Source organism: Lysobacter yananisis (genome assembly GCF_031199375.1).
GTDB lineage: Bacteria > Pseudomonadota > Gammaproteobacteria > Xanthomonadales > Xanthomonadaceae > Lysobacter > Lysobacter yananisis.
This window is the reverse complement of the sequence record NZ_CP133568.1, coordinates 5,547,224-5,572,470: the sequence shown is the minus strand read 5'-3', so window position 1 is coordinate 5,572,470 and position 25,247 is coordinate 5,547,224. Positions and strand designations below refer to the sequence as shown.

17 protein-coding genes are annotated in these 25,247 nt (G+C 64.3%); 3 read left to right on the top strand and 14 right to left on the bottom strand.

The window, feature by feature from the left end:
• Positions 1-20: 20 nt before the first annotated feature.
• The 4 genes from RDV84_RS22825 to RDV84_RS22810 all read right to left on the bottom strand — a co-directional run bounded on the left by RDV84_RS22825 (position 21) and on the right by RDV84_RS22810 (position 8,126).
• Complete coding sequence (locus RDV84_RS22825) at positions 21-1,211, bottom strand: acyl-CoA dehydrogenase family protein (RefSeq protein WP_309151726.1); 1,191 nt, start codon at positions 1,209-1,211, stop codon at positions 21-23.
• The gene (locus RDV84_RS22820) at positions 1,208-2,896 is read right to left on the bottom strand and encodes a fatty acyl-AMP ligase (protein WP_309151725.1); all 1,689 of its coding nucleotides are present in this window, start codon (positions 2,894-2,896) and stop codon (positions 1,208-1,210) included. Before RDV84_RS22820 ends, RDV84_RS22825 begins: the two co-directional genes overlap by 4 nt.
• Positions 2,897-2,971: 75 nt before the next feature.
• Complete coding sequence (locus RDV84_RS22815) at positions 2,972-3,268, bottom strand: acyl carrier protein (RefSeq protein WP_057947096.1); 297 nt, start codon at positions 3,266-3,268, stop codon at positions 2,972-2,974.
• Between the two features lie 538 nt (positions 3,269-3,806).
• On the bottom strand, positions 3,807-8,126 hold the full coding sequence (locus RDV84_RS22810) for an AAA domain-containing protein (protein WP_309151724.1): 4,320 nt from the start codon (positions 8,124-8,126) through the stop codon (positions 3,807-3,809).
• A gap of 762 nt (positions 8,127-8,888) precedes the next feature.
• Between RDV84_RS22810 and RDV84_RS22805 the strand changes: the two genes are divergently transcribed.
• Positions 8,889-10,178, top strand: coding sequence for an FG-GAP repeat domain-containing protein (locus RDV84_RS22805; protein WP_309151723.1), 1,290 nt, complete (start codon positions 8,889-8,891; stop codon positions 10,176-10,178).
• A gap of 560 nt (positions 10,179-10,738) precedes the next feature.
• Here RDV84_RS22805 and RDV84_RS22800 read toward each other — a convergent pair.
• The 6 genes from RDV84_RS22800 to RDV84_RS22775 all read right to left on the bottom strand — a co-directional run bounded on the left by RDV84_RS22800 (position 10,739) and on the right by RDV84_RS22775 (position 18,333).
• The gene (locus tag RDV84_RS22800; protein ID WP_309151722.1) at positions 10,739-11,002 is read right to left on the bottom strand and encodes a hypothetical protein; all 264 of its coding nucleotides are present in this window, start codon (positions 11,000-11,002) and stop codon (positions 10,739-10,741) included.
• 1,196 nt (positions 11,003-12,198) lie between these two features.
• Positions 12,199-14,199, bottom strand: a complete 2,001-nt coding sequence (locus tag RDV84_RS22795; protein ID WP_309151721.1) for a hypothetical protein — start codon at positions 14,197-14,199, stop codon at positions 12,199-12,201.
• Positions 14,200-14,202: 3 nt separating this feature from the next.
• Positions 14,203-15,615, bottom strand: a complete 1,413-nt coding sequence (locus RDV84_RS22790; RefSeq protein WP_309151720.1) for a hypothetical protein — start codon at positions 15,613-15,615, stop codon at positions 14,203-14,205.
• A 347-nt stretch (positions 15,616-15,962) separates the two neighbouring features.
• Entirely contained in the window at positions 15,963-16,808 is an 846-nt protein-coding gene (locus RDV84_RS22785; protein ID WP_309151719.1) for a hypothetical protein, read from the bottom strand.
• 215 nt (positions 16,809-17,023) lie between these two features.
• Positions 17,024-17,278: a hypothetical protein gene (locus tag RDV84_RS22780; RefSeq protein ID WP_309151718.1), complete on the bottom strand. Its 255-nt coding sequence runs from the start codon at positions 17,276-17,278 to the stop codon at positions 17,024-17,026.
• Between the two features lie 314 nt (positions 17,279-17,592).
• Positions 17,593-18,333, bottom strand: coding sequence for an HNH endonuclease (locus RDV84_RS22775; protein ID WP_309151717.1), 741 nt, complete (start codon positions 18,331-18,333; stop codon positions 17,593-17,595).
• Between the two features lie 596 nt (positions 18,334-18,929).
• On the opposite strand from RDV84_RS22775, the gene RDV84_RS22770 reads away from it, so the two are divergent.
• Positions 18,930-19,226, top strand: a complete 297-nt coding sequence (locus RDV84_RS22770; RefSeq protein ID WP_309151716.1) for a hypothetical protein — start codon at positions 18,930-18,932, stop codon at positions 19,224-19,226.
• A 187-nt stretch (positions 19,227-19,413) separates the two neighbouring features.
• Here RDV84_RS22770 and RDV84_RS22765 read toward each other — a convergent pair whose 3' ends face one another.
• The gene (locus tag RDV84_RS22765; protein ID WP_309151715.1) at positions 19,414-20,232 is read right to left on the bottom strand and encodes a hypothetical protein; all 819 of its coding nucleotides are present in this window, start codon (positions 20,230-20,232) and stop codon (positions 19,414-19,416) included.
• A gap of 373 nt (positions 20,233-20,605) precedes the next feature.
• Here RDV84_RS22765 and RDV84_RS22760 point away from each other — a divergent pair, with 373 nt between their 5' ends.
• Entirely contained in the window at positions 20,606-22,909 is a 2,304-nt protein-coding gene (locus RDV84_RS22760; RefSeq protein WP_309151714.1) for a CocE/NonD family hydrolase, read from the top strand.
• 74 nt (positions 22,910-22,983) lie between these two features.
• On the opposite strand, the gene RDV84_RS22755 is transcribed toward RDV84_RS22760, so the two are convergent.
• The 3 genes from RDV84_RS22755 to RDV84_RS22745 all read right to left on the bottom strand — a co-directional run bounded on the left by RDV84_RS22755 (position 22,984) and on the right by RDV84_RS22745 (position 25,176).
• Positions 22,984-23,484 carry a hypothetical protein gene (locus RDV84_RS22755; protein ID WP_309151713.1) on the bottom strand — a complete coding sequence of 167 codons (501 nt, stop codon included), beginning with the start codon at positions 23,482-23,484 and terminating at the stop codon, positions 22,984-22,986.
• A gap of 316 nt (positions 23,485-23,800) precedes the next feature.
• Positions 23,801-24,457, bottom strand: a complete 657-nt coding sequence (locus RDV84_RS22750) for a hypothetical protein (protein ID WP_309151712.1) — start codon at positions 24,455-24,457, stop codon at positions 23,801-23,803.
• Positions 24,458-24,642: 185 nt separating this feature from the next.
• Positions 24,643-25,176 carry a hypothetical protein gene (locus tag RDV84_RS22745; protein ID WP_250443344.1) on the bottom strand — a complete coding sequence of 178 codons (534 nt, stop codon included), beginning with the start codon at positions 25,174-25,176 and terminating at the stop codon, positions 24,643-24,645.
• Positions 25,177-25,247: the final 71 nt, after the last annotated feature.

Below are 25,247 nucleotides of genomic sequence, written 5' to 3'. Positions count from 1 at the left end.
CGGCAGCCCAGCCCAGCGGCTCAGCCCAGCGGCTCAGGCTGCCACTCGTTGACCATCTGGTCGTAGCTCGCGTAATCCGGTTCCAGGCCCGCGGCGACGATTTCCCATAGCATCTCGTCCGTGCCGCCGCCGATCCGTGCCATCTTCACGTCGCGCCACCAACGGCCGAGCGGCGATTCCGTCTCCAGCACGCCGGCGCTGCCGAAGATGTGCATGCACTCGGACATCACCTCGCAGCCCAGCCGAACCGCGGTGACCTTCGCGGCCGAGCACGAGCGCACGTTGAAGCCGGCGGCGTTGGCGATCAGGCCGTTCAAGGCCAGCCGCATCATGTCGACCCGCGCCTGCAGGTCGGCGATCCTCAGGCGCAAGGCCTGATGGTCGAACAGCGCGACGCCGAAGGTCTTGCGCCGCTTCATCCGCGCCACCGTCACGCCCAGCGCCAGATGGCAGGCGCCGAGAATCTGCGCAGCCATGGCGAAGCGTTCCTGGGCCAGCGCCCAGCTGAGCACGGCCAGGCCGGTGCCGGGGCGGGCGATCATCATCTCGGCCGGTACCCAGGTGTCGAAGAACACCGGCGCGGTGCTGATGCTGCGGGCGCCGACGGTCTCGAAGGCCTTGCCGACGCGAAGCTGCGAGGTCGGCACCAGGAACAGCGCGAGATCGTCGCGGCCCGCGTGGCTCTCGTCGATGCCGCGCAGCGCCAGCACGATGTAGTCGGCCACCGGCGAGGGCGACGCCATCTTCTTGTGGCCGCGCAGGCGATAGCCGCCGTCCTCGCGGACGGCCGTCGAGCTGAGCCCGAGCATGTCCGAGCCCGCGCCGGCCTCGGTCGCGGAGATGCATAGCACGGCCTGGCCCGCGATCGCCTGGTCGGCGACATCGCGCAGCGCTTGCGAACGGCCGAAGCGGCGCAGCATCGCGATCGCCGAGTCGTGCAGGGTCACCGCCGAGGCGATGCCGCCGGCGCCGAGCCGGCCGAACCGCTCGGACAGCGCCAACGTGTGTTCCAGCGCGGGCACCGGGCGCTCCTGCCACTTCGCCGCGAAGATGCCTTCGCGGCCGAGCAATTCGACGATGCCTCGGGGGAAGAGGCCGGCCGCTTCGGCATCCTCGACCAGCCGGCGGGTCGACTCCCGCGCCAGGATCGCGTCGAGATGGTCCTTGAATGCGGCGATATCGGAAAACGCTGTATCCATCTGCAAGGTCATGGCGAGCCGACCGATTCCTGTTGTCGTTGACTGTTCGCACCGTGAAGCATCGCCAGTTCGGTTTCGACGATGGCGATGGTGGCGGAGCGTTTCGGCTTTCCCGACGGCGTTTTCGGCAAGGTGCGCGGCGGGACCACCGAGACCAGCCGCGGGCTGACGCCGAAGGCCGCATACACCGCGTCCGAGACGTCGCTCTTGATCCGCGCGCTGGATTCGGTGTCGGCGCTGTCGCCGGCTTCGACCACGACCGCGAACTCTTCGCGTATTCCCGCGGCGGCGAGCGCGACCGCGATCGCGTTGCCCTGGCGCACGCCGTCGACGCGGCAGGCCGCGCGCTCGATATCGCCGGGGAAGATGTTGCGTCCCGCCACGATGATCATGTCCTTCAATCGGCCGCAGACGACGACCTCGCCGGTTTCGGTGACATACCCCATGTCGCCGGTGCTGAACCATCCGTCGTCGCCGAGCAGCGATCGCTTGCCGCTGGGCGTGAGGTAATAGCGCGAGACGGCATCGCCGCGGATCTTGAGTTCGCCGACCGTGCGGACCTTGGCGCTGTCGCCGTCGCCGACGCGGATTTCGATGCCGGGCACCGGCTTGCCCAGTTTGGCCAGACGGCGCGCGGCCTGATCCGCACTGATCGTCGCATGCGACTCGCGTTCGATCGCCGCCTGATCGACCGCGTCGAACTGCACGCCCGCGCCGGTCTCGGAGAACGAGATCGCGAGCGTGGCTTCCGCCATCCCGTACGCGGCGACGAAGGCGGTGGAATCGAGCCCGAACCGGGCGCCGGTTTCGAGCACCGCGGCGACCGTCGCGTGATCGATGGGTTCGGCGCCGCTGAGGGCGAAGCGCAGCGACGAGAGGTCGAACGCGCCGTCGGCCGCCGCGCGCAGGTAGCGCGCGAGCAGGGCGTAGGCGAAGTTCGGCCCCGCGGTCATGGTCCCGCGATATTTCGAGATCAACGACGGCCACAGCCGCGGCGAGCGCAGGAACTCGCCGGGCGCCGCGCACACCGCCTCCGCGCCGACCTGCATGGGCAGGACCAGGAACCCGATCATGCCCATGTCGTGAAACAGCGGCAGCCAGCTCACCAGCACATCGTCACGCGGATCGAGCTTGGACGCGCTGACCATCGCCGCCGCGTTCTCGTGCAGGTTGCGATGCGAGATCGCCACCGCCTTGGGCAGCCCGGTCGAGCCCGAGGTCAGTTGCAGGAAGGCGATGTCGTCCTCGTCGCACTCGAGCGGTTCGAGCGCCGCGCCTTCGGCCAGCGCGTCCGCCGATACGACGGGCGCGGCCTTGGCTTCGAACAGCGGCATCGTGCGCAAGAACACGTCGCCGACGACGACCAGCTTCGCGCCGATCATGTCCAGCACCGCGAAGGTGTCTTCCGCCCAGGCGTCGAGGTCCGCGCGCGGGCCGGGCTGATGCAGCATCGTCACCGACGCCCCGCGCATCCAGATGGCCTGGATCGTCGGCGCGATACCGGCGGGCTCGCCCATCAGCACGCCGACCGCGTCGCCGGGATTCACGCCCGCCGCCGCGAGCGCGCCGGCCATGCGGCGCGCGATCCCGTGGATCTCCTGCCAGGTGCGCCGGACAGGCCGATGCGGCTCGCCCGTGACCAGGCCTTTGCCGGACGCGGGCGCGGCGACGAATACGTCGTGGGTGAATCGGCTCATGGTTCGATCGGTCCTTGATCTTCCGGTGTCGCGCGGACGGCGACGGAGAATCTCCGTCCGTGCGACCGGAGGGCTTTATTGGGCGGGGACTGCGGACGCGGCGGGCAGCGCGGGGCCGGCGGCCGCGACGCGGTCGCGGGTCTGTTCGATGAGCCGGGCCACGTCGCCGACCGTCTTGCAGACGATGAGCTCTTCCTGGCGCAGCGTCACCCCCAGCTTTTCCTCGATCGACACCAGGCCGATGGCGAAGGCGATGGAATCGAAGCCCAATTCGCCGATCAACGAGGCGCCCGGATGGACACGGGCGGGATCGATCGCGAGTTCGTCCCGGAACACTTCCACGAGGGTGTCGTAGGCGGTCGTTTCAGACATGAATCACTCCTTTGAATTCATACTTTGAGCGTAACACAGGTGTGAATCTCATCCATCTTGCTACGTCGCGAGGCACAACGCGCTTTGTGCCGATTTTCAAAAATGGACCGGCGGCCACAGTTCGCTAAAAGCGAAATCGTTACGGGGCTCGCTGGATTCGGCTATCGCTAGTGCGTCCGCGCTCGCCTCGGACCGCAAACACGGCGGCTGTCGTGGGAGGGCCTTCAGGCCCGACGCTTTCCGATCAGCGCAGCGCGATACAGCGACGCCGAGTACCAAAGCGGCCTCCGAGCGGCCACACGCGATGTGTCGCATCGCCCCGATCGATTGCGGCAAGCGCATTCCGCCAGCGACGCCTCGTCGTTCCAGCGATCGCCGAAATAGCGACAACGCTTGCTGCTGCGGAAATGCGCGCCACAGACGAGGAAACGCAAGAGGTCGGCGAAGGCGGCCTCGCGACATCGCTGAAGTTCGTCGCGCGCCCAGGCTGGACTCGACGATGCGCAGGCCGTCGGCCCGCGCGGGCGCACTGCGCGCCTCAGCGCCAGCGGCGACGACGCTTGGCGCCCGCCTCGCGCGAGCTCCCGGACGCCGACTCGCTCTTGCAGGCAAGACACACGCGGCCAAAGCCGCCGGCCCCGTCCTTCAGCGCCGGGTCGAAGAACTCGGCCTGTTCCTTGATCTTGCCGCAGCGCGAGCAGGGCTTGAGCTCCTTGCTCGCCAATCCGGCCGCCTGCGACTGCACCTGGCTGACCGCTTCGGAGCGATGCTCGCCCAAGGCGATCTCGACCAAGCGATCCAGCCGCTCGGACAGCGTCGCGACGGGATCGTCGCCGAGGTTGAAGCGGTTGATGCGTAGGAAACGGTAGCCGTAGCTCTCCAGGGTGAGCTGGCGCTCCACGTCGGCCTCGTGCAGGTAACGCTCGTGGTTGCCGATGTGGATGTGCTTGCCTTTCTGGAAGTGATGCTCGAAGCCGTCGTACTCGATCACGATCTGGATCGGCCCCTTGGGCGACTGATACGTCACCAGGAAGTCCACGCGCCAGGCCGGATGCTGGTAGGTGGGATCGAGTTGCTTGAGGTAGGCGCCGACCTCGAACTGGGCGAACACGTCGATGTCGTCCAGATGCTGTTGATAGAACGGCGTCTGGTGCAGCCACTCCAGCACCCGGGCTTCCATCGGGCTCGACGGATCGACGTCCTGCGCGTCGGGCAGGCGTGCGGCGCGGTCGAGCACGTTGGCGTAGTGGTGCAGCGCCTGGCCGATGGCGCCGCGATACTCGCCCAGCGGCTTGGAGTGGACGAACCACACCATCTCCTGGGCGCGGCTGAAGCCGACATTGAGGCGCTGCACCTTGAGCTTTTCCTCGACCGCCTGCTGGGCGTCGGTCAGTTCGACCGGGAACACGTAGTTCAGCGCGTCGTGCTCGGCGGTGGCCACCATCGAATAGAAGATGATGTTGCGTTCCTCACCCTGGCAGCTGTCGAAGGTCATGACCTTGAGCTTGAGCAGGCGTTCGAAATCCGCGCCGCGGGCATGGCTGAAAAGGCGCTTGGACAAATAGGTCTGTTGCTCGCGGAACGGGGTGATCACGCCGACGGTAGGCGGGTCTTCCTCGTCGATCAGCTCCAGCAGCCGCTCCAGGATGAAGTCCGCCTCGGCCTCGTTGGTGCCGCGCGTGGTCTTCTTGTCGACGGTCTCGACCCGGTCGAAGCGGATGACTTCGTCCACCGGCACTCCGCGGATCTTGATGGCCTGCAACTGATGGCCGTAGAAGGTTCCCGACGAATAGCCGATCAGTTCCTGGTAGGAGCGGAAGTGCTTGCGCAGCATCACCGAGTACGACGCGGCGTGGTTGCAGAACTCCAGGATCGAGCGCTTTACGTCGAACATCGACAGGCGCTGCAGTGCATCGGCCGCGTCGCTGACGTTGGCGCGGAAGTAGTGGGTCAGCTCGCCGCGGTACTTCTCGTTCTGCTCGATGCTGGCGTTGGACGACTTGACGTTGGAGAACTGCTTGTCGTCGCCGAGCACCACCACCTTGCGCGCGCGCAGCAGCGCCGGCAGCGCCTGCGCCACCGACACCTGCGAGGCTTCGTCGATGACGACCACGTCGAACAGGTCCGGCGCCAGCGGCATGAATTCGCCGAACTCGCGGATGCTGGCGATGATGACCGGAAAGCTCTCGCGCACCTGGCCGAACTTCTCTTCCGGGAACTTCTGCCGGCTGGAGATCACCCCCGCCAACGCGCGCGCATCGGAACGGTAGTTGTCCATGAAGCTGATCAGCCGGCCGTCCACGTGCGAGTTCATGACCGAGGTGTTCAAGCGTTCGAGTTGGGTCTTGGTGCCGACGTAATCGATCTGCGGCGCCGCGGCGAAGGCTTCGCGCGTGCGCAGCCAGCCGGCCAGGAAGCGGATCGCCAGCGGCCACAGGCGCGCATCGTCCTTCGGGCGTTCCAGCAAGGTGTCGAGAATGGCCGGGTCGATGCGGCGGAGCAGGGCGAACGCCTGCGCCGCGCCGGCCGCGGCTGGGTCCACCGGTCGCGCCGTCGCCAGCCAGCGGTACGCCGCCGGGAACGCGTGCTCCTGGCCCTGCGCGGCCAGCTTCAGCCGCAGCGCGTTGCCGGCTGAGGCGACCGCCTGCAAGCGCGCGACCGAGGGCTTCAGCAGCAGCGGCTGCGACACCGGCAGCAGGTTGATCTGGCGCTCCAGCTCGCGCACGGCGCCGCCGCGGAACAGATAGCCGAACACCGGCATGCGCAGCTGTTGATAGGTCACCAGCACGCTGCCGAGCACCCGCAGTTGGTCGGCGTCCAACTGTTCGAAACACGCCCACGGCGTCGAGCCCGCGTCCTTGGCGAAGTCGGCCAGCGCCAGTTCCAGGCTCAAACGGTCCCAGAGCGTGGCCGCGGAGTGGTCGCGTTCGTCGAAGACCTCGACCAGATACGCTTCCAGGCCCGGCAGCCCGGGCGCGAGCGCGTCCAGCTCCGTCTGCAGGCGCGCGTCCTTGCAGCGGCGCAGTTGCTCCAGCAGCGCCGGATGCAGCTGCGCCAGCTGGGCCTCGTCCTCGTGCATGGCCTGCACCGCCGCCAGCTCGATCGCGCCCAGCGCGGTCACCGTCTGCGCGATCTGCTGCTTCAGGTCCGCGGCCTTGGCCTGCCGCTCGGCTTCCAGGCGCGCCTGATTGGCCTTCATCGCCTTGGCGTACGCGCCGATCTGGCTGATCGTCTGGTTCGAGGTCAGCTTCTTGAAGTTCGCCGCCTGCTGGCCCAGGCGCAGCAGTGGATTCGGGAAGTCCGGATCGTGGCGCACCCGCGACATCGCCTCGGACAGCTTGTCGTAGACCACGTCCAGCGCCTCGGTCTTGTCCGACAGCACCAGGCACGAGCGGTGATTGAACGCGCAATCGGCGGCGATGGCGGTGATGGTGTGGCTCTTGCCGGTGCCCGGCGGCCCGGCCACCACGACGATCTTGCCCTCGGGGTGGCGCACCGCCAGCAGCACCTTGCGCTGCTCCTCGTTGAGCGGGATCGGCGAGTCGTAGACCACGCGCTCGACCATCGGCAGCGCGTCCCACTGCGCCTCGACCTCGGCGGCGATGGACTTGGGGTTCTCGCGCAGCACGCCGCCGACGATGCCCTCGAACAGATCCACCACGGACGAACCGCCCTTATTGAGGGCGTCGAGAATCTCTTCGTAATCGTTGATCAGCGCCTCGTCCGCGCGCTCGAACGCCGCCAGATACAGTGCGCTCGACAGCCCGACCTGGGCCGTGGCCGCATCCTGCGCGGAGGACGACAGTTCGATCTCGCCGCCGAGGTCCATCGCATTGGCCACGCGGCGGAACAGCAGGCGCGCTTCCTCGTACACCGACTGTTCCGGCTTGAGGTAGGTGATCCGCTCGGGAATCGGCGACACCCAGGCGCGGTTGAGGCCGGCGGCCAATTCCTGCAACACGAAGTCGATGGCCTTGCGGTTCGCGTACAGGTGATTGACCAACTTGAGCTTGTAACCGGCGCCGCTGGGATCGCGCTGCACCTCGATCGGCAGGAAGAACAGCGGATACTGATTGCCCTTGAACTTCACCGCGCCGAGGTACAGATACAGCTGCAGGTTGTCGCTGGTGGCGACATAGGTTTCCAGATCGCGGAATTCCAGATAGGCATCGGCGGCGACGAAGCCCTCGTAGAACGCGATCAAGGCCTGGCGCGTCCCCTCTAGCGTCAGGAACTGCGGGATCGCCTCCAGCAGCGGCGCCGGCTCCTGCGTGGCCAGCAGCCTGGCCAATTGCTCCGGCAGGATCCGCGACAGATCCGAACAGACCCGCTCGACCAGATCGCGCTCGGCCGCATGCAGCGAATCCACCACCCAATAGGCCTGCGTGCGCAGCGGCCCGTCCAGGTGCGCGATCAGCGGCCGGATGATGTGCTCGGACGCTTTGTCGGCCAAGTGCTGCTGCACCCCTTCGACCCACAACTCCGGGTCCTGCACCGCGCTGGCGTACGTGCTGACCGCCAGCGCGCCGACCTCATGCCCCACCACCTCGATGGCGGAGGCCGGAATCGCGTTGACCTGCTCCTCGATCACCTTGCGCAACACCGGGCTGATCGGTCGCACGTACTTGCGCAGCGCGATGTTCAGCGCCAGATCGTCCCCGCTGGGCCGGCTCAGCAGCGCCCACAGATCGCGGTCCAGATTGGGGTAGGGCGAAGTCCGCAACCCCGAACGGAACCCGCTGTCCGACGTCAACACGATCCGCCGGCGCGGCGCCTGCTGGCGCTTGAAATCCGAATCGAGAAAATCGCGGAAATACTGACTGACCCGCGAGGCGATCGGCCTCAGGTGGGATTTCAAGGCATCCATTGCATGCACCGTCGTTATGGAGCTAGCCGCCGTCATGGAGCCAGCCGCCGTTATGGAGCGAGCGGCCCGCCAGCGGACGATCCCTGGCCATGCACGCGGTCTCCGTTTCGAGCGGAAATGCTACCGCGATTTTCCACAGCCCCGCCTGACCCCGCGTGGCGCCCAGCCCGGTCCCAGGCGCCTGCCGCCCGCCCCTGCGGGAGTGGCGTAGGCCGCGACGGCGACCTCACCCGCCCGCGCGGCCACCGCGGCGAAAACATCCGCCTGCGCAGGCGCTCAAGACAGTGGTTCGCGCGCCGCCACTCTTGCCGGAAGGCCCGGTGCGACCGCCGGGTACTCTCCGGCGGCCGAAGCGGATCAACGCGCCCTCCCAATCACTGCCGATATACTCGGCCCGAACGACAGGGGATGCTGATGCGCAGGGAATCGAGTGCGGTGTGGGCGATCGCGGCCGGCAGTGCGTGTGCGGGCTTGCTGTGGGCCTCGCAGAGTCTGGCCGACTTCGTCCGTCGGCCCACGTTGTCCTGGGCCAGCGTAGCGACAGGCGCGGCGTTCAAGGCCCGTCCGCGAGCGGACACGACGTCTAGCGCACACCCGCAAACCGGCGCGACGTTCGGCGCGCGCGCCTGGGGACGCATCGCGCCCAGCGCAGGTGGATGGGCAGGTGCGGCACCGGGCGCACTTGCGCATGGTGGGGCGAGAACCGCCGCCTCGTCGATGCAGGCGGCATCACCGGGGCCGCCGATCTATTCGATGAGCGCGCCGCAGTACCTCTCCGACCCGGCGGCCGCCCGAGCGCGGTCCATCGCCGTGGGCGACGTCTCCGGCGATGGGCGCGATGACCTCGTCTTCCTGTCCGCGCGTTACATTCCCGGCGCGTGGCTCAACGGCATGGACGTCTACGTCGCCTATCAGCGCAGCGATGGCAGCCTCGATCCGGCGGTCAAGATCGGAGAGTCGGGTACCGAACTCGATTTCCGTTTGTTGATCGCCGACCTGGACCGCAACGGGATCGGCGACATCGTCACCACCACCAGCAGTGGCGTCATGGTGTTCTACGCGAACGCCGACGGCCGGTTCACATCTAGTCTGACCGTGGTCGGTGACCCCGACGCCTTGGTCGCCACCGACGTCGATCGCGACGGTTACCTCGACGTGCTGGTCGACGCCAGCGACACCACGGCCAGCGTCCTGCACGGTGGCCCGCGCGGCGTCGAGCGCACCTCCACGCTGCCGCTGCCTGCGTCTGCGGTGCGCACCACCGGCGACGTCACTGGCGACGGCCTGGATGACCTCATCCTCGCCACCATCTTCAACCGGCCGCTGCGCGAATTCCGCGTCTACCCGGCGCTGGCATCGGGTGGATACGCCGCGCCGCTGGTGCACTACGGTGCGCTGGACGCCAACCAGACCGGATCGCTCGTCACCGGCGACTTCAACGGCGACGGCCGCATCGACCTCGCGCTGGACGAAGCGAAGGATTACGCGGACGTGCACCTGTACTTCCAGGACGCACAAGGCACGCTTTCATCGACCCGCGACATTGCCAGAAACCGGGGCGGCGGCTCCTTGGTCGTCCACGACCTCGACCGCGACGGCCGCAGCGATCTGGCGATCGCGCACAACGGCTGGGGCTACGTCGGCTACTACCTGCAGACGGACACCGGCTTTACCTCCCAGAACGTTATCAACGCCAATCAATACATGGGGCGGTCCAACTACTTCGCCGCCGGCGACCTCAACCACGACGGCTGCGGCGATCTGGTGATCAGCCGGGACAGCCAGTCGCCCGTGCTGTTGTACGGCCAAGGCTGCGCGCCTGCGGTCGTCGCCGATTGCCGTTATCCGGATGTGGCGGTGGCGGCGGGGCCTGTGGCGGCGGCCTGGGCGTTGCCGTTGGCGCGTGTGGGCAGCGGCGGTGCGGATGCTCAGGTGCGTGGCCGATCGATGTCAGGCGCTGGCGAGCGCTTTGGGCGCGATGGCCATGGCCTTCGGAGTGTGTCGGCGTCGGGGCCGGCGGGCAGGGGAGTGATGGAGCGGTAATCGCTATCGACGAGGCCAGCGCGGACGGAACCTGCAAGCGACACTGCCCTTGTGCCTGCAACGCACATCCCCTGCAACGCTTCTCCAATCCGAGCCGTCCAGCGCGTTATACCGTTGATTGTTAGGGCAAAAAAGCTTGATGCCCCAGTAAAAAGATTCGCATCGTTGGCGGGACACCGCAGCGCCGAGCCCGCGAGGCCGCTCGCCGGTAGATGACATTGTGTGAGCCCGACCAGGAACGCCCCGCCCCGCCTCGTGAGGAGCGACCGAGGGCGAGCGTCCGTCATCTATCTGGTCGTGATGCTCTAGCGGGCGACCGATACTGCAAACCCGAAGGGACGGCCTTGCGTGTTGTCCGTCCAGATCCACGCGGACGCCGCCGAGGCGGGTTGTGGCTGAGCCGCTGCCGCCGCAACTGCGTAGCCTCGTCGACGAATTCGCCAAACAAAAGACCTGCCGTCGAACGCCGCTGAGGATGTCGAAGCCGCTATCGCGAGTTCCGCTTATCTTGCCAGCGTCATGGTCGACGCCGTCGACCGGAACACCCGATCGTTCATTGATCAAAAGCCAGCATCGGCTAGCATGGCGATAGCAGTTACCGCGATACCCACGGCACCTATGTCATGACGGTGGCCGCCCGCGCGCTCGATCCGGTTCGGATCGAGCTTCAAGGTCGCCATGTCGAGCTCGATGGTGGGCACATGCATCGTGGTGCCCTTGGCGTAGTCGTTTAGCTCGCGGGGCTGGACCTGGGTGGGACTGAACGCTCGTTCTCCTATGTCAATACGAGCAACGGTCGGCGCGAGTACGAAAGCGTGTCGCATACCCAAATCCAGGCTGCCGCGGCGACTGCGCATAGGCTGGAGAGCGCTGTTTCGTCCCGAAGCCCATCCGCTCCGGTAGTACGCGCGTACACCCCAGGGCATCCCGACTATCAAGCCTTCGAGATGTTCCACCGCGCAGCCCAAGCCGATGGCCGTTGGAGCCGAGCCGAAGCCCGTAACCTCGCCGCGGCCGGCTTGGCGGCGGTGGAGGCCGATCCAATCGTAGGCCGGAACCTATCTAGAGTCGTCATCGGCACGGGCGCTGATGGCGCGCCCAATCTCATCGGGTATGCATCTCCCCATGGGCCGATGGGGCCGCATAACCACCTCGCGGTAGAGGCTGACGCTGCTCCCCAGGTGCCTGCGGATAAGAGTCTGGATCACGTCGAACAGCTCAATTGGCAGCAAGGCCAACGACAGACTCAGCAGTTGGAACAGCAAGCTGCGCAGGCGCATGAGACCCCAAAAATGAGATTGTGACATCAATTGGTGGCTGTTTCGGGCGGCGGACATGCTCTGTCGGGTGTTGGCTCTAATCTGAGCTAGCCGGTCCGCTTTCGGCCAAAAGCGGAATTTTCCAGCATTAGCTCTCGATCCAGACATGCAGTGCGTTGGCCACGTATGTAGTGATGAACACGATTCGCCGCTAATGCGATCATACTAGCCAACGCCAACGCCAACGCCAACGCCAACGCCAACGCCAACGCCAACGCCAACGCCAACGCCAACGCCAACGCCAACGCCAACGCCAACGCCAACGCCAACGCCAACGCCAATGCCAATGCCAACGCCCGCGAAGTGCCCTTTGAACAATTCGCCAAGGCGTGTCACAGGAACTGGCATTGCAGAGGCCGCGTTTCGCATGATCGGACGAGGCATCGCTCGCTTGCAGAAAATCCGACGTGGACGGTGCCAGCAATCGCGAGACGACGCTTTCCGTATATCACTTGCTTTCGATGCGGTCAGCCCAATCGAGATTGGACATCGCCACATTAGCCCGGCGGACTTATATATCTCCACTATGATTTTCAAGTAGACCGGCAGTCCGACTCTTCACGGGTCCAGTTACGAAAGCGAGTCCGTAGATTGGGCGTCAAGGCGCACTTGCTCTCACAGAGGCGGTTTCCCGGCGAGGATCCGTTCGCCCCCCAAATGCACGGCCTATGGTTAGCCGCACTACCGGTGAAGTGAGCGCTTTAAGCCCAGTGGCCTGCTTCAATCGCTCCCAGGCGATCGCGACTCGAAGATGCCGCGGCCTCCAGCGCATCGAAGTAGCGCTCAAGGTTGTCCAGGGATCGCTGCATGTTGTCGTTCCAGGCCTCGTTCTTGCAGTCGGTGGTTTCGTCTGCGGCGAACTCGAAACCGAACTCGGAAGGGACGTCGACCGGGTCGAACCCGAAGGCACGCAGCGGCCGATTCGCGGAATAGATGAAGTCGCTGCAGAGCGACGCATAGGACCGCACCTTCTCGACCAAGGCTTCATGGCTGCCGTTAGCCATTTTCCTCCCGATCGAGATGGCTACTCCCATCATGAAACCTTCGTCGCCGACGGTCGCCCACGACATTGCAACTTCGTGACGATGCTTCATCGTGGCGGACCGAATTTCCATGCACATCTTGAGGTCTTCCCTCCAGGACTTGTCGATGCCATCGAGTGCCCCAACGAGCGAAATCTTTCGAAAATCGATGATTGTCGCCCATTCTCTGGTCTCTGCATGGATCAAGCAGACGACCTCGGCTATTTCCGCGGGCGATTCCGATGACGCCAGGGTCACGGCGTTACGGAGCAAGGCCTCGGCCTTCTGGTTCTTCATGTCGAACAGTTGGCACATCTGCAGGATACGCTCGCGCGACTTTGGATCGATTGCTCCGTCGCGTGTCGCGAGGAAGGCAGCGTCGATAATCCATGCGACTTGGCGCTTTCGGCCGGTTAGGGTGGAAAGAAAGCGGGATATGTCTACGACGGCCGGGTTGCGGATACTTTCGCAGCGCTGTTCGCTGGCATCGACGTCAAGCACCCGCGCAACCGATGCGAGGAAACTGCGCTGCGCGGCGTTGGCTTCACCGCCGATCGCGACGGCAACCAGGACGTCCACATAGGCCTGGCGCTCGGGTGTGGGGGCGTCTAGTGCCAGCAGGGCGTGCGACTTTAGCGGGACATGCTGCGCCAGCAGTTCGTCGATCGTCAGCGCGCGCGCAGCGACAGTCTGCGCGGCGGCGACCTGCCGTACCGGGTCCGGCGTGAGCAGGTCACGCACGAGCGCCAAGCCGGCCACGATTTCCTTGGCGAGGTTCGCTAGGTCGTATTCGAAATCAGGCTCCAACACCACGGCGCGGGCAGCCTTCTGGCAGATCTCTGTGCGTCGGCCGTTCAGTTCCGAGCGCGTGATCCGCATGGCGTGCGGAATCTCTTCGGCCAGATCGATGATGCAATTGAAAGCACTTCCGGCAACCAGGCCCGAAACGCGCGCGGGGTCCAGCGAGCGCTCGCCGATGCCGATCCGGGTGATAGCGCTGAATCGTTCGACACCCGTGGACAGGACTTCTTCCACCAACCGCGTAGCAAACTCCCCCAGCGTGATCCGCCTGTTCGGTGAAATCCCCAAGCCAGTGAATGCGAGCTCCAAGTCATGGCTCTGTTCCAGCCGCTCCACGGCATTGCCATGCTCGTCGAACTTATCGGCGTACTCGAAGGCGGCCTTCACGACGCGCAGGAGTTCGGGCAAAGCGAGGTAGTCCTCGCGCACTTTGATGCTGTCGCGCCAGTCGATGACGCGGACATCTTGCGTGAGCTTGCCGACCTTTCGCGTCTGCTCCAATACCAGCCCGCCCAGACGATGTTGCGTGCGGGCTAACTGCGAAATGTTGTTCCGGACCACGGCGATGGCACGAGCCGAAAATAACCCCTGCTTCTGCATGCCGGCCAGACATTGCCATGCCATGCGCTGGACTTCGACTAGGTCTGCGACGGTCGCCCGTTCCAACGATGCGGTCTTGCCACTGAGCTTGTACCAGAGGCGAAGGAAGAAGCTGGCACCGCGAACCTGCTCAAGCCTGTCCTCGGATACCCCCACGAGATGCGACGCATCCATCGCGAGTTGATCGGAGGCGGCTTGGCTCAGCTTGGCTTCGGCAAGGAGGTGGCCGACGCGAGGATCGATAGCTTCGAAGTCGGCAAGGAGTTCGTTGGATTCCATGGTTCAGATCTTTTCAATGGCGAGTTGAAGAGCGTCCAGCTGAGCGTCGATAACTTGCATCTGTGTGCAAAACTGCTGCTCGGATTGAACGACGCCTACGCGGAAGGACACGAAGGCCCGCTCCGACATCGCAATCAACGTGGCGGACTCGACCAGCACGTGGTGCGATTGTACGAGGGCTTCGGCCGTCGCGAGCGTTTCACGATAGGACGCTTCAATTTGATTATCGATGGCGATCGTCGTGGCGAGCGATGTAATCAAAGCGCCGACGAGGCTGCCGACGAAGATACCGATCGGCCCAGCAGGCGCGCAGATTGCGCTCCCGACGGCGGACCCGACGACGGCACTGGAACTCTGCAGCAGATTCTTGCCAGTCCGCGTTTCAATCTCATCTTTAGTCATCCGGCCGGCGGCCACGAGGACGAGACACTCGGCCAGATCCACCGCACTGATGGCAAAGCCTGCCACGCCACCCGAGGCAAGCGCCGTCTGGAACGCACTGCCAGCAAACAACTGCGGTAGCGTACGCGCGGCGACGCTCACCGTCGCGGTTGCGGCGCCGGCCTTCAACGAGGCGTCCCCTGCCGCGATGGCCGTGTTCCACAGTATGTATTTGGCTGCCTCGATTTCGCTTAGCTTTCCTTCCCGAATCAGCTTTAGGCACCGCACGGTATTGACGGTTCCCGCGACGACCGTCGCGATCATCGCAGCCGACTTGGCGGCATGGCGCAACTGCTTCGCAGTGGAAGCATCGAGATAGGTGCGCTCCGTCTTGCGAAGGAGGGCTTCACCTTCCTCCATGCCGGCACCCAGTGCCTTGGCGTCTTCCAGCGACAATTCTGCTGACTGGACGCCGCCATGCTCGAGATGCCCCGTCGCCTTCTGTTCCACCTCGTATGCGGCGTCCGCAACTTGGGGCCGCTTCCCGGCGTTCTCGATCTGGCACTTGCGCGCGGATTCTCGAACGGCGTCCACTTGGTCCGAAGGAACGACGTGCTGCTCGGCTTCATGGTATTTCGGGATGCCGTCGCGCGTTACCCTTAATGCCTTCTGCGTGTCTTCCGCAGTGCGGTAGTACTTAAGTTGCGCAGACGTCTCGGCCGACTGTCCATCGCGCAGGAGGATGTCGGTAGTCGAGTCGATGCTCGAGATCGTCGACTCGGGATGCTGAGCGGTGTAGGCGCGTACCCGTTTGTCTTTCAGGATGGCGTCGAGATTGAACGTCTCGGCGTGGTGCACCTCGGCCGCGAATCCAGCCTTTTGGGCCAAGCCTTGCCTGGTCCCCGCGATGCGTTGGAAATGCGCATTCGCGAACCGAATCTCGTCGACCATTCGACCCACTTCCGCCGACGCGCGCTCCCCCCAGATATGACAGACGTCCACGGCGCGGTACCGCTTCATCTCATCCTGCTTCATCGATTCCCCCTGTTTTTGGCAAAAAACAATGGCAGTTTTATGCGTTCGGCCAAGGGCGGCGGAGCTTGCAAACCGCCTACTGCGTCATCTCGACGATGACCTACAAACCAACGAATGCAAAAGATTCCTTCGCCATGCTGCTCTCCGAACCTGCTTAGGAGTGGCGGAGATTAGCGAAGACCATCTCGATGCACGACGTGACGGCCATTATCGCGTCGGACTCCAACCAAATCTTCCGTATCCGAACTCCGCCAAGGAGGCTTTGATCTAGGAAAAACTTCCACGATCGGCGGCTAATTGGATGGCTTGGATCCCACTCGCGTCGCGAGTTCGGCTTGAATGAATTGTTAAGCCTCGCCTGGTTGCACACCTATAGGCCCCCCAGGGAGAGAAGTAGCGCCCTCTTTGGAGCTATTAAAGGCTGACTGGAGACGAAGAAAAATATTCTCGATTGTGTCATTGAACGCCACGAATGTGTTGGCTTGACGGTTGAAGGCACCAAGAATAGCAACGCCACTCGGGTCGACCGCAGTTTGCAAGTGGTCATACATACAGGAGACGTACGTTTTCAGGTGCTCTGAGGTAATCCCCAATCCATTCTCGAAGAATCCGGGAAAGTTATCGCTTATGGTCGAATCGTAATCGGTGATCTGCTCGTAGAACTTTGGAAACCCGCACTCCCATGCTTGATGATCAAGCTCATTGATTGAGGCGAATGCAGGCTTTAAGAGCACCTCAGTCACTATTTGAATCTTTGTTTTGATTGCTGCCGGACAATGCGCATACGGTTCAAAAACTAAACTTCCACTGCTGCTTGGATAACAGCCGAAGTGTCCCTGTCTCGCGATTTGTCTGCAGGTGGCATCAAGCCTTAAGTGTTCATACAAAGCAATGCGATGAATTTTCCCGCCTGGCTTTGATACCTCTTCAGAGAACCCCTTTCTTGATCGCTTGAACTCTATTAAGAAGAATCTGTTGTTCGCATCGCCGCACACATCGCCGAATTTCGCGTCGAAGTCGTTCTGCATGTTCCCAAGTAGCGAATATTTAGGCGCAACTCGACTTGCGGCCTCTAAGTTTCCCCAAAGACGAAAAAAATGGCACACATAGTTGCTTTCATAAGGAAACATAAGTGGACTGCAAAAAAAATGTCCGACACCTGAATTAAGCCGACCGCGAAGCAGGTTCGGCATAAATGAATTGTTAGATGTCAGCTAATGAGGAATTTCATAGCCGAATCGCCAAACCCATTTGTTAGGGTTCCGACAATGACGATTGCTGTCTCGTGAATTTTGAAGAATCGTTGCTTCTCGTAGAAAAGTTGATCAAGGTCTTTCGACATTTCGGCTTCCACCTGTCGCTTGACTTCTTGACGCCTCTCCTCGGGCACAGTTATGCCGTTGTTATTCTAAATATTTGCGATGGCGTCATCGATGCCTGCTTCTTTGTGGAGGGCGATGAAAGATTTAACCTCGTCAAACAAAATGCAGTGCTTGCGCGACATCGCAAGAATGATACCTGTGACTATCACGAGTGAACCCGCTCGGTTGATTGAGGTTGACGCATCAGGAGAGGTCATGCATGCGCCGGTAAAGATCAACATAAATGCTGTCAGGTAGGTAGCCCGCTCTTGCCAGTTGTACTTCGTGATCTTCAGCATCATTTCTCTCAAGTTGTGGAGCAAGTCGGACTGACACCGAACTAGGTAATAGCCGGATCCCTGGTGCCGGTTATACGACCTATCCAAGTTAACGTATGGCGTGCTATCCCCTCGATACGAATCGATCTTAGGGTGGCTGGATCCGGCTAACAAGCCGTTGTAGAACCGGATCCAGCAGGGTGCGGAGGGTGCGCTTCAGCTGATGTCTGCTTTGGGGCGATAGCCGTCATTCTCGTTAACGGCTGATCTGGGCCAATAGCTGACACTGTCACCTGTCCCGGCCGCCAGTGGCCACACACAATTGTTTTGTAATGCAGCTACATGGCATGGAGCTTCCAGTCGTACATCTTGTAGTGCCATCCAAGGCACTCTGCCGAAGGCCAGTGGCGGCGGTCCTTAGGCATGAAAGCTTTTTTGCCATGAAGGGCTTTTGAAACCTGACTGTCCGCGCTGGAGTACTTCCCATCCCTGCCCTTCGGATCGATGTAGTACACGGTGTGATCTGGCGCGATGGTGATGTAACCGCAATCGAACAAGCGATGATGCGTTGCGCAAAGCAGCAGTCCGTTGCACGTGGCCATCCGCTGAGCGGGGCTGCAGGCGTTCCATTCGATCAGGTGGGCCGCCTGAAGTGCATCCTCGAAAGTAAGCCCACAAATTGCGCACCGCCCCTGATACGCTAGCAATAGCGCCTTTCTGAAGATCGATTGCGCCGTGCCACGCACCTTGACCTGCGCGTAGATATCGGCGGCCTTCCCGGGATCGGAATCCAGCTCTGCGGCGAGCGCTTGTTCGGTTTCGCCTTGGGATGCATACAGGAATGGGTTCTCGCTCTCGTTCCATGCGTAGTTGCGGACCTTCCGCAATCCTTCGGGCAGGTCGTCCACATCCCAAGCGATGAATCCCGAGCTTGGTGTCTGATCCTGCGCATTCACCACCAGGATCGTCAAAGGCGGAAGCCTCTGGTCGAGGCAGTATGCCTGGATTACCCCCAATACATAACGAAGCGCGCGTGGGTGGACGCTGATTGCCGCACCCAACTCCCCGTAGGTGATCAATCCACTCCTCTTAGACGCAACCGCGGTAAGCACCCTCCAAGCCCGATAAGCACGCTCTTCCTGATTGACAGCCATACACTCCCCCGAGTGTCCGATGAGACCGTCCCTAGATAATAGCCAAGGAACGGCCAATCATCCTTGGGATCATCACTTGCGCCCTCTGACAGAGGCGGTCTGCCTGCCCGCGCGTCAGCAAACGCAGCCTGGGTAAGCGAAGCGCACCATCCGTGGCTTCGTGGGCGATCCTCCAGCCAGCGACGTCGTCATAGCCAGTAACCTGCAGACAGGCCCCATGCGGTGGCCGCTAGCCAATGTCGCCCGTGTAAGGGCAGAGGTCGCGCCCGGCGCTACTAGGTATCATCTGCAAATGATGGTTATGGGGCGAAAGCAGGCATCTATAGCGTCGACCGCCTCTTCAGAATTGCCTCTGCATGAATACGTGGCCGCGCGATAAACTCGGACAAGTCTGATTGACAGTTCTGGACTGTCTCTACAGAGTCCCGCCCACGGAGCGTCGAAACTCCCAAACACATAGCGATTCCCGCCTTCGTCAATGGTGGGTCTTTTCACAGCTGTCGTTTGGAGGAATACCGCGTATGCCCCGTAAGTCCGCCCGCAAATCCGACCGCACATCCCCGCAAGATGGCGTGGTGATGCCCGCCGACGCATTCAAAGCCCTTTCCGCCTTCCAGCCAGAACTGCACGGCATCGTGCGGACCTTGCAGCCGGAGGTGTTGATCGAGATCGGGTATCCCGCCGGGCAGGACCACCGTTTGCTGCGCGAAGTCTTCCGGGCCCTGGCTCGGCGGCTGGACACGGTGGTGGCCGGCTGTTTCTGGGCGCCGTCCGACGAGGGCGGGGATGGGACGGGGGCATCGCGGTGTCTGCACTGAGAGGCGCGCCTTGTCGCGGTGACAGGCCGGGCGGTCGCGAGGGGCAGTGGCCGCAGCCTCGTCGGGTCCGGGCTTAGGGCAGAATCGCTGGCGTCGCGCGCCTGATCCGCCGTGAGCTGAAGAAAGGCCCCGCATGGTGTGGGGCCTTTCTGCTTTCAGGCAGGCGGACTGCACTGACGCGCGGCGCTCAGCCGCAAAAGATCGCCACGATCCCGTTCGGCGTCGAGCGTTGCTCCGACATCACCCCGACGAACTCCGGCGTGTAGCAGACATCGCGCAGCGGCGCGTGGTTGCGGTCGTCGATGCCGGGGGCGATGCCGCGGTCGCTGGCGTAGAACTGGCAGTAGGCCTGGATCGGGGCGCCGTGTTTGCGGTAGGCCTGCATCGCGATATAGAAGCCTTCCAGCGATTCGTAGCCGACGCCGCCGAACAGGGCGAAGCCCACGCACGGGTAATTCTTCTTGTCGACCGGGTTCATGATCGTCTTGGCGGCGGGAATGGCGGTGGCCAGCGGCAGTACGTTGGGCTGGCCGTTCGGGCCGAAGCGGAACTGCACGTGGTCGAGGTCGGTGTTGGCGGTGTTGAACAGCACGCCTTGCAGGTGCAGCTTGATGTCGAACAGTTCGATCAGGTCCAGCACCAGCGTGTACAGGCTGATGCCGATGCCGATTTCGGTCTCCGCCGCGCCGGCGATGCCTTCGATCAGGTCGATGGCGAAGCTGTTGCCCGGGTCGTTGGGATTGTTGGGGATGTCGGGCAGGGTGTAATCGCGGGTGGAGACGATGCCGGTCTTGTCCTGGTAGGCCTTCAGCAGGGCCATCGTGTCGGCGCCGGGGCCCAGCCCGCGCTTGAAGTCCTGGTGGGCGGCGGTCAGGGTTTCGAGAAAGTGGACGACGGCGCCGGGCGCCGCGGCCGGGCTCTTCAGGCCTTCGGTCAGCGCCTGGTAGGCGGCGCTTTGGGTGTTGAGCCAGGTGATGTGGGAGTACTGGCAATCAGGGAGGCTCATGGGCGCGTTCCTTTGAAGGCGAGGGGTGTTGCGGCGAAATCCTGTCCAACCAACGCAGCTCGGGCGCCGGAGCGGTCAGCTCTGGTGTGGGGGCGGGGCCGATCCTTCGCCTAAGCAGCGCTGGTTGCGCGAGCGGTAGGCGGCCGAAGCGAGGAAGATCGCCAGCATCCTGCGGACCATGACTCGGTCACGGCGAATCCCGATATGTACGAAGGGATCAAGGCGTTGCCGCTGGCGTTCCAGCGATGCCCGTGCGGTAAGCGACAGGCGAGTCATGGCGGTTGAATGCGATGGCGCCGCGGACCACAGGCATGCGACGATTCCAGCGACGGCGGCATCTCATTGGGGAGTTCCGCCACGCCTGGGAGGGCGAATGCTGCGATCCATCTTGATGCCGGCGTGGGTCGCCGGCGCGTTGCTTTGCGCAACCGCCGTTGCGGCGGCGCCTTCCGCTCCGTCGGTGCCTTATGCCCTGGCCGCAGCCGTGGCCGACGATCCGGCGCGCCTGGACGCCGCGATGCCGGCGCTGGCGCGGCAGTTGCTCGCCGACTATCGCGACGACGACCGCAGCCGCGATCTCAACCAGCGTTTCCGCCTGCAATTGGTGGCCGGCGACTACGCCGCGGCCGAGCGCAGCCTGGAGGAATTGTCGGCCACCGCCACCCAGGGGCCGGTGCCGGTGCGGCCGAACTTCGCTCAATACCGGCTGTATGCGCGCGCCAAGGCGTTGCAGGCGGGCGAGGGGCTGGACTTCGGCGCGGCGCTGACGCGCGCGTTCGCCGAGACGGTGACGCCGATGGACGACCGCAGCGCCGGCGTGGCGATGCGGGTGTTGAATTTCGAAGCGTCGGATATTCCGCGCCAGCGGCGCGCGCTGGCCGATGCGCTGGCGCCGCTGCGCAAGCAGCCGGCGCTGGATCGCGCCGCGGCGCTGGCGCTGGTGCGCAGTTACCAGATCGAGCGCAGCTATGCGGCGATGACGCCGCTGTTGCCGGCGCTGACGGCCGCGGACGACGCGCGGCGCTATGCGATCGAGCGCGATGTGGCGGTGACCACGCCCGACGGCGCCACCGTCTGCGCGACGGTGGTGCGTCCGTTGAACGCCGCTGCGCGCTTGCCGACGCTGTTGAACTTCACCATCTACGCCGATCCCAGCACCACGCTCAACGAGGCGCGGCGGTCGGCGTCCAACGGCTATGTCGGCGTCACCGGCACCAGCCGCGGCAAGAGCTGCAGCACCGATAAGGCGGTTCCGTACGAGCACGACGGCGACGATGCCGCGGCGCTGATCGACTGGATCGCGGCGCAGCCGTGGAGCGACGGGCGCGTGGGCATGTACGGCGGCAGCTACGAGGGCTTCACCCAGTGGGCGACGGCCAAGCGCCGGCCGAAGGCGCTCAAGGCGTTGATGCCGTCGGTGACCGGCGCGCCCGGGCTGGACGTACCCATGGAGGGCGGCATCTTCTACGGCTTCCAGTATTACTGGCCGTTCTATGTCGCCAACAACCGCCAGCTGGACACCGGCGCGATGGAGGATTACCCGCGCTGGCAGCGCATGTACCAGCAGTGGTACGTCAGCGGGCGGCCGTATCGCGAGCTGCCGCAGATCGACGGCACGCCGAATCCGATCTACCTGCGCTGGCTGTCGCATCCGGACTACGACGCGTACTGGCAGGCGATGATCCCCTACCGCGACGAGTTCGCCGCGCTGGACCTGCCGGTGCTGACCACCACCGGCTATTACGACGGCGCGCAGATCGGCGCGCTGTATTACCTGCGCGAGCATTACCGTTATCGCCCGCAGGCGGAGCACTACCTGGTGATCGGGCCGTACAACCACGTCAGCGGCCAGCGCGGCACGGTCGCCACCGGCGACAGCCTGCGCGGCTACACGCTCGATCCGCAGGCGCAGCTCGACATCGGCGTGCTGCGTTACCAGTGGTTCGATTACGTGTTCAAGGGCGCGCCCAAGCCGGCGCTGCTGGCCGACCGGATCAATTATCAGGTGATGGGCGCCAACGAGTGGAAGCACGCGCCGTCGCTGGCGGCGATGGCGCAGCGGCGGCAGAAGTTCTATCTCGGCGCGACGGCCGGCAGCGACAGCCGTTATGCGTTCCTGGCGCAGGCCGCGGCGTCCGATGCGTTCGCCGAGCAGGTCATCGACCTGCGCGACCGCCGCGACGCCGAACGCATCGTGCCCGGCGGCGGCATCGTCGATGCGGACCTGGACACCGCCGAGAGCGTGGTGTTCGTCAGCGAGCCGTTCGCGCAGGCCGAGGAATTCAGCGGCCTGTTCTCGGGCCGGCTGGAGGCGAGCACGAACAAGCGCGATTTCGACTTCAACATCTCGCTGTACGAGCTGATGCCCGACCGGCGCTACTTCGAGCTTTCGCGTTACCAGTCGCGCGCCAGCTACGTGGACGACGCGAGTCGCCGCAAACTGCTGGAGCCGGACCGCCGCACCGTGCTGAACTTCGAAGCCGGCCGCGTCACCAGCAAGCGCATGCAGGCCGGCAGCCGGCTGGTCGCGGTGGTCAGCGTGCTGCGCAATCCGCAGCAGGAGATCAACTACGGCAGCGGCAAGGCGGTGGCGGCGGAAAGCATCGCCGATGCCGGCGAGCCGATGCGGGTGCGCTGGTATGGCGGGAGTTATCTGGAGATTCCGCTGAGCCGCTGAGCGCGGCGCGCCGTGCGGGCGCAACGGCCCATCGGGGCCGTTGCGCGGGTCGCGATCGCGCCGATGGCGTCAGTTCACCCGTCCGGTCGAGGCGGCGCCGTTGTTCGCGTTGTAGACAAGATGCCGTTGGGCGTGTAGGTCGCGCGGTTCCAGCCCAGGGTGAAGGCGCCGGGCGCGTAAGTGACCAAGTGGGTGAAGATGCCGGCGCTGTTGAGGGTGCCGATCGCGCCGGCGCCGGTCTGCGCGTTGTAGAACAGCAGGCCGTTGGGGGTGGAGACGATGCTGCTCCAGCCGGTGGCGAAGGTGCCGGCGGGATAGTCGCGGATGTTGATGTAGTTGCCGCTGGGGTCGATCCGGCCGACCGCGGCGGCGCCGTTCTGGGCGTTGTAGAAGAACAGGCCGACGGGCGTTTCGGCGACGGTGCTCCAGCCGGTGCCGAACGAGCCGGCCTGCCACGAGCGCAGGGTGGTGAACGACTGCGCCTGCGCCTGTTGCGCCGGCAGCGCCAGCGCCAACGGGACCAGCACCAGCGCCAGCCAGCGGCTCTTGTTCGCGATCGCGTTCGAGATGATCATTTTCGTCCTTTCCATGGGAGGGGCGCGGCGGCGAGGAAGTCTCGCGTCGCGGTGCCGGCCCGGGCGTGCTCGCCGCGCGGCACCGGCGGATTCCATCGCGCCGCCGCGCGCGCGGCAAACGACCCTCGCGACTGCTCAGATGTGGCGTGATCGCGCGCGCACGGACGCTGAAAAGGTTGGCGAAAACGCGGTGTCGGTTAGCGATGCGGAAACCCGCGCGACGGCGTGTGCGTCGCAGGATCGGGCGCGATGATCGGCGGTCGCGCGGCGCGCGCCCGAGCCGGACTCGGACCCGGACCCGGACCCGGACCCGGCGTCAGGGCGCGAAGGTCGGTTCGGTGCGGACGTAGGACGTCCAGACATCGGCGCCCAGTTCGCCGGACAGCCGCGCGATGAGGCCCTGGGTGCGTTCGCGCAGTTGCGCGACCTGGCGCGCCAGTTCCGCCCGCGGCACGCACAGCGCGGCGAGGGCTTCGTCTTCGTCGGGGTCGCGTTGCAACAGGTACACCGCATCGCCCCTGGCGTGGATCTGCACTTCCCAGCCTTGGTCCGCATCGTCGTGGACGGGGCCGGATTCGATCTCCACCAAGGCTTTCAATACGCGGTCGATCTCGGCGTAGCTGTCGTACCAGGGGAAGGCGATGTGCGCCTGCTGTTGCGAGTTCCACAGCCACAGCCGCAGCCAGAAATAGTGGCGGATGGAATTGAACGGCCGCTGGTGATGGCGGGCGAGGCGCACGATCTGCCGGTAGTACGCCGCCAGTTCCGCTTCGTGTCCCAGCGCTTCGGCGCTTCGGACCATCGACGGCGAGACCAATGCGATCGCCGGCGGCGCGAGCTTTTCCGCCAGCCGCTCGTAATCGGACGGATCGGACACCCGGTCGGGGCCGTAGTAGAAACGGTCCTGGATCTGGAAGCACACCTCTGCTTCCAGCGAGGGGAGGTTGCGGGTTTGCGAGAGCCAAGCGGGCATGCGTGCTGACCTGCGAATCGGTGGGGCCTGGGCCGGGTGGTTCTGAGGCGTTGCGGCTGGGCCGGTAGGCCGATACGCGCAAGTGTCGGCGACCGGGTTGCGATATTCAACGCAGGAGCGCGATGCCGCGCTTGGACCGTTGTTCTGACGTGGGTGCGGCGCGAATGGGTGCGATGTGAGAGCGCCTAGCGCTTGCGCGGAATCACCGCGGGCGAGCGCTCGTGTATCGCACGGAAATAGTTGAAGTAGCGCATGGCGTACTCGTTGCCGGCGGGGGCGGAGGCGGACATTCTCGGCCACAGGCCGTCGAAGCCGATTTTGCGCAGCAGGCGCGCATATTCCTTGAATTCGCGCGGAGTGTTGCCCGCGGCCAGCATGTCCGCGACGCGGTATCTGATTCGAGTCTTGAGCGCGTCCGGCAACTCGCAGCCTCTCAAGGCTCGCGCAGCGCGGCTCTTCAGTATCCGGCCGAACGGGAAGCGAGCGTCCTGTTCGATGAACTCGACGCCCAAGACCATACAGGCCGGGTCCCCGGCTGCGATCCCTTCGATGACGGGTTCCATGATCGGATAGATCCGGATCGTATCCGCCGTGCGGTCAGTCAAGGGCTCGAGTGCGCGAGACGCCTGGATCTTCAACCGGGCGCAATGCTTCAGATATCGCGACTGGACCGCTTCTACGCTCCAGTCGCCGCTCCCGTTGTAGTTGCGAATCGGCATCAGGCGGTGAGGATGGGGCGGCCCTGCATCGTATGGGATATCGGGTCCACGACGCGTCCATTGCTCGGCGG

Excerpts from the sequence above, each read along its gene's own strand:
- RDV84_RS22770 (WP_309151716.1), top strand. The coding sequence starts at position 18,930 with ATGCCCCGTAAGTCCGCCCGCAAATCCGACCGCACATCCCCGCAAGAT.
- RDV84_RS22755 (WP_309151713.1), bottom strand. The coding sequence starts at position 23,484 with ATGATCATCTCGAACGCGATCGCGAACAAGAGCCGCTGGCTGGCGCTG.
- RDV84_RS22780 (WP_309151718.1), bottom strand. The coding sequence starts at position 17,278 with ATGATGCTGAAGATCACGAAGTACAACTGGCAAGAGCGGGCTACCTAC.
- RDV84_RS22745 (WP_250443344.1), bottom strand. The coding sequence starts at position 25,176 with ATGCCGATTCGCAACTACAACGGGAGCGGCGACTGGAGCGTAGAAGCG.
- RDV84_RS22760 (WP_309151714.1), top strand. The coding sequence starts at position 20,606 with ATGCTGCGATCCATCTTGATGCCGGCGTGGGTCGCCGGCGCGTTGCTT.
- RDV84_RS22805 (WP_309151723.1), top strand. The coding sequence starts at position 8,889 with ATGAGCGCGCCGCAGTACCTCTCCGACCCGGCGGCCGCCCGAGCGCGG.
- RDV84_RS22750 (WP_309151712.1), bottom strand. The coding sequence starts at position 24,457 with ATGCCCGCTTGGCTCTCGCAAACCCGCAACCTCCCCTCGCTGGAAGCA.
- RDV84_RS22785 (WP_309151719.1), bottom strand. The coding sequence starts at position 16,808 with ATGCCGAACCTGCTTCGCGGTCGGCTTAATTCAGGTGTCGGACATTTT.
- RDV84_RS22765 (WP_309151715.1), bottom strand. The coding sequence starts at position 20,232 with ATGAGCCTCCCTGATTGCCAGTACTCCCACATCACCTGGCTCAACACC.
- RDV84_RS22825 (WP_309151726.1), bottom strand. The coding sequence starts at position 1,211 with ATGACCTTGCAGATGGATACAGCGTTTTCCGATATCGCCGCATTCAAG.
- RDV84_RS22800 (WP_309151722.1), bottom strand. The coding sequence starts at position 11,002 with ATGCGACACGCTTTCGTACTCGCGCCGACCGTTGCTCGTATTGACATA.
- RDV84_RS22815 (WP_057947096.1), bottom strand. The coding sequence starts at position 3,268 with ATGTCTGAAACGACCGCCTACGACACCCTCGTGGAAGTGTTCCGGGAC.
- RDV84_RS22795 (WP_309151721.1), bottom strand. The coding sequence starts at position 14,199 with ATGGAATCCAACGAACTCCTTGCCGACTTCGAAGCTATCGATCCTCGC.
- RDV84_RS22820 (WP_309151725.1), bottom strand. The coding sequence starts at position 2,896 with ATGAGCCGATTCACCCACGACGTATTCGTCGCCGCGCCCGCGTCCGGC.
- RDV84_RS22790 (WP_309151720.1), bottom strand. The coding sequence starts at position 15,615 with ATGAAGCAGGATGAGATGAAGCGGTACCGCGCCGTGGACGTCTGTCAT.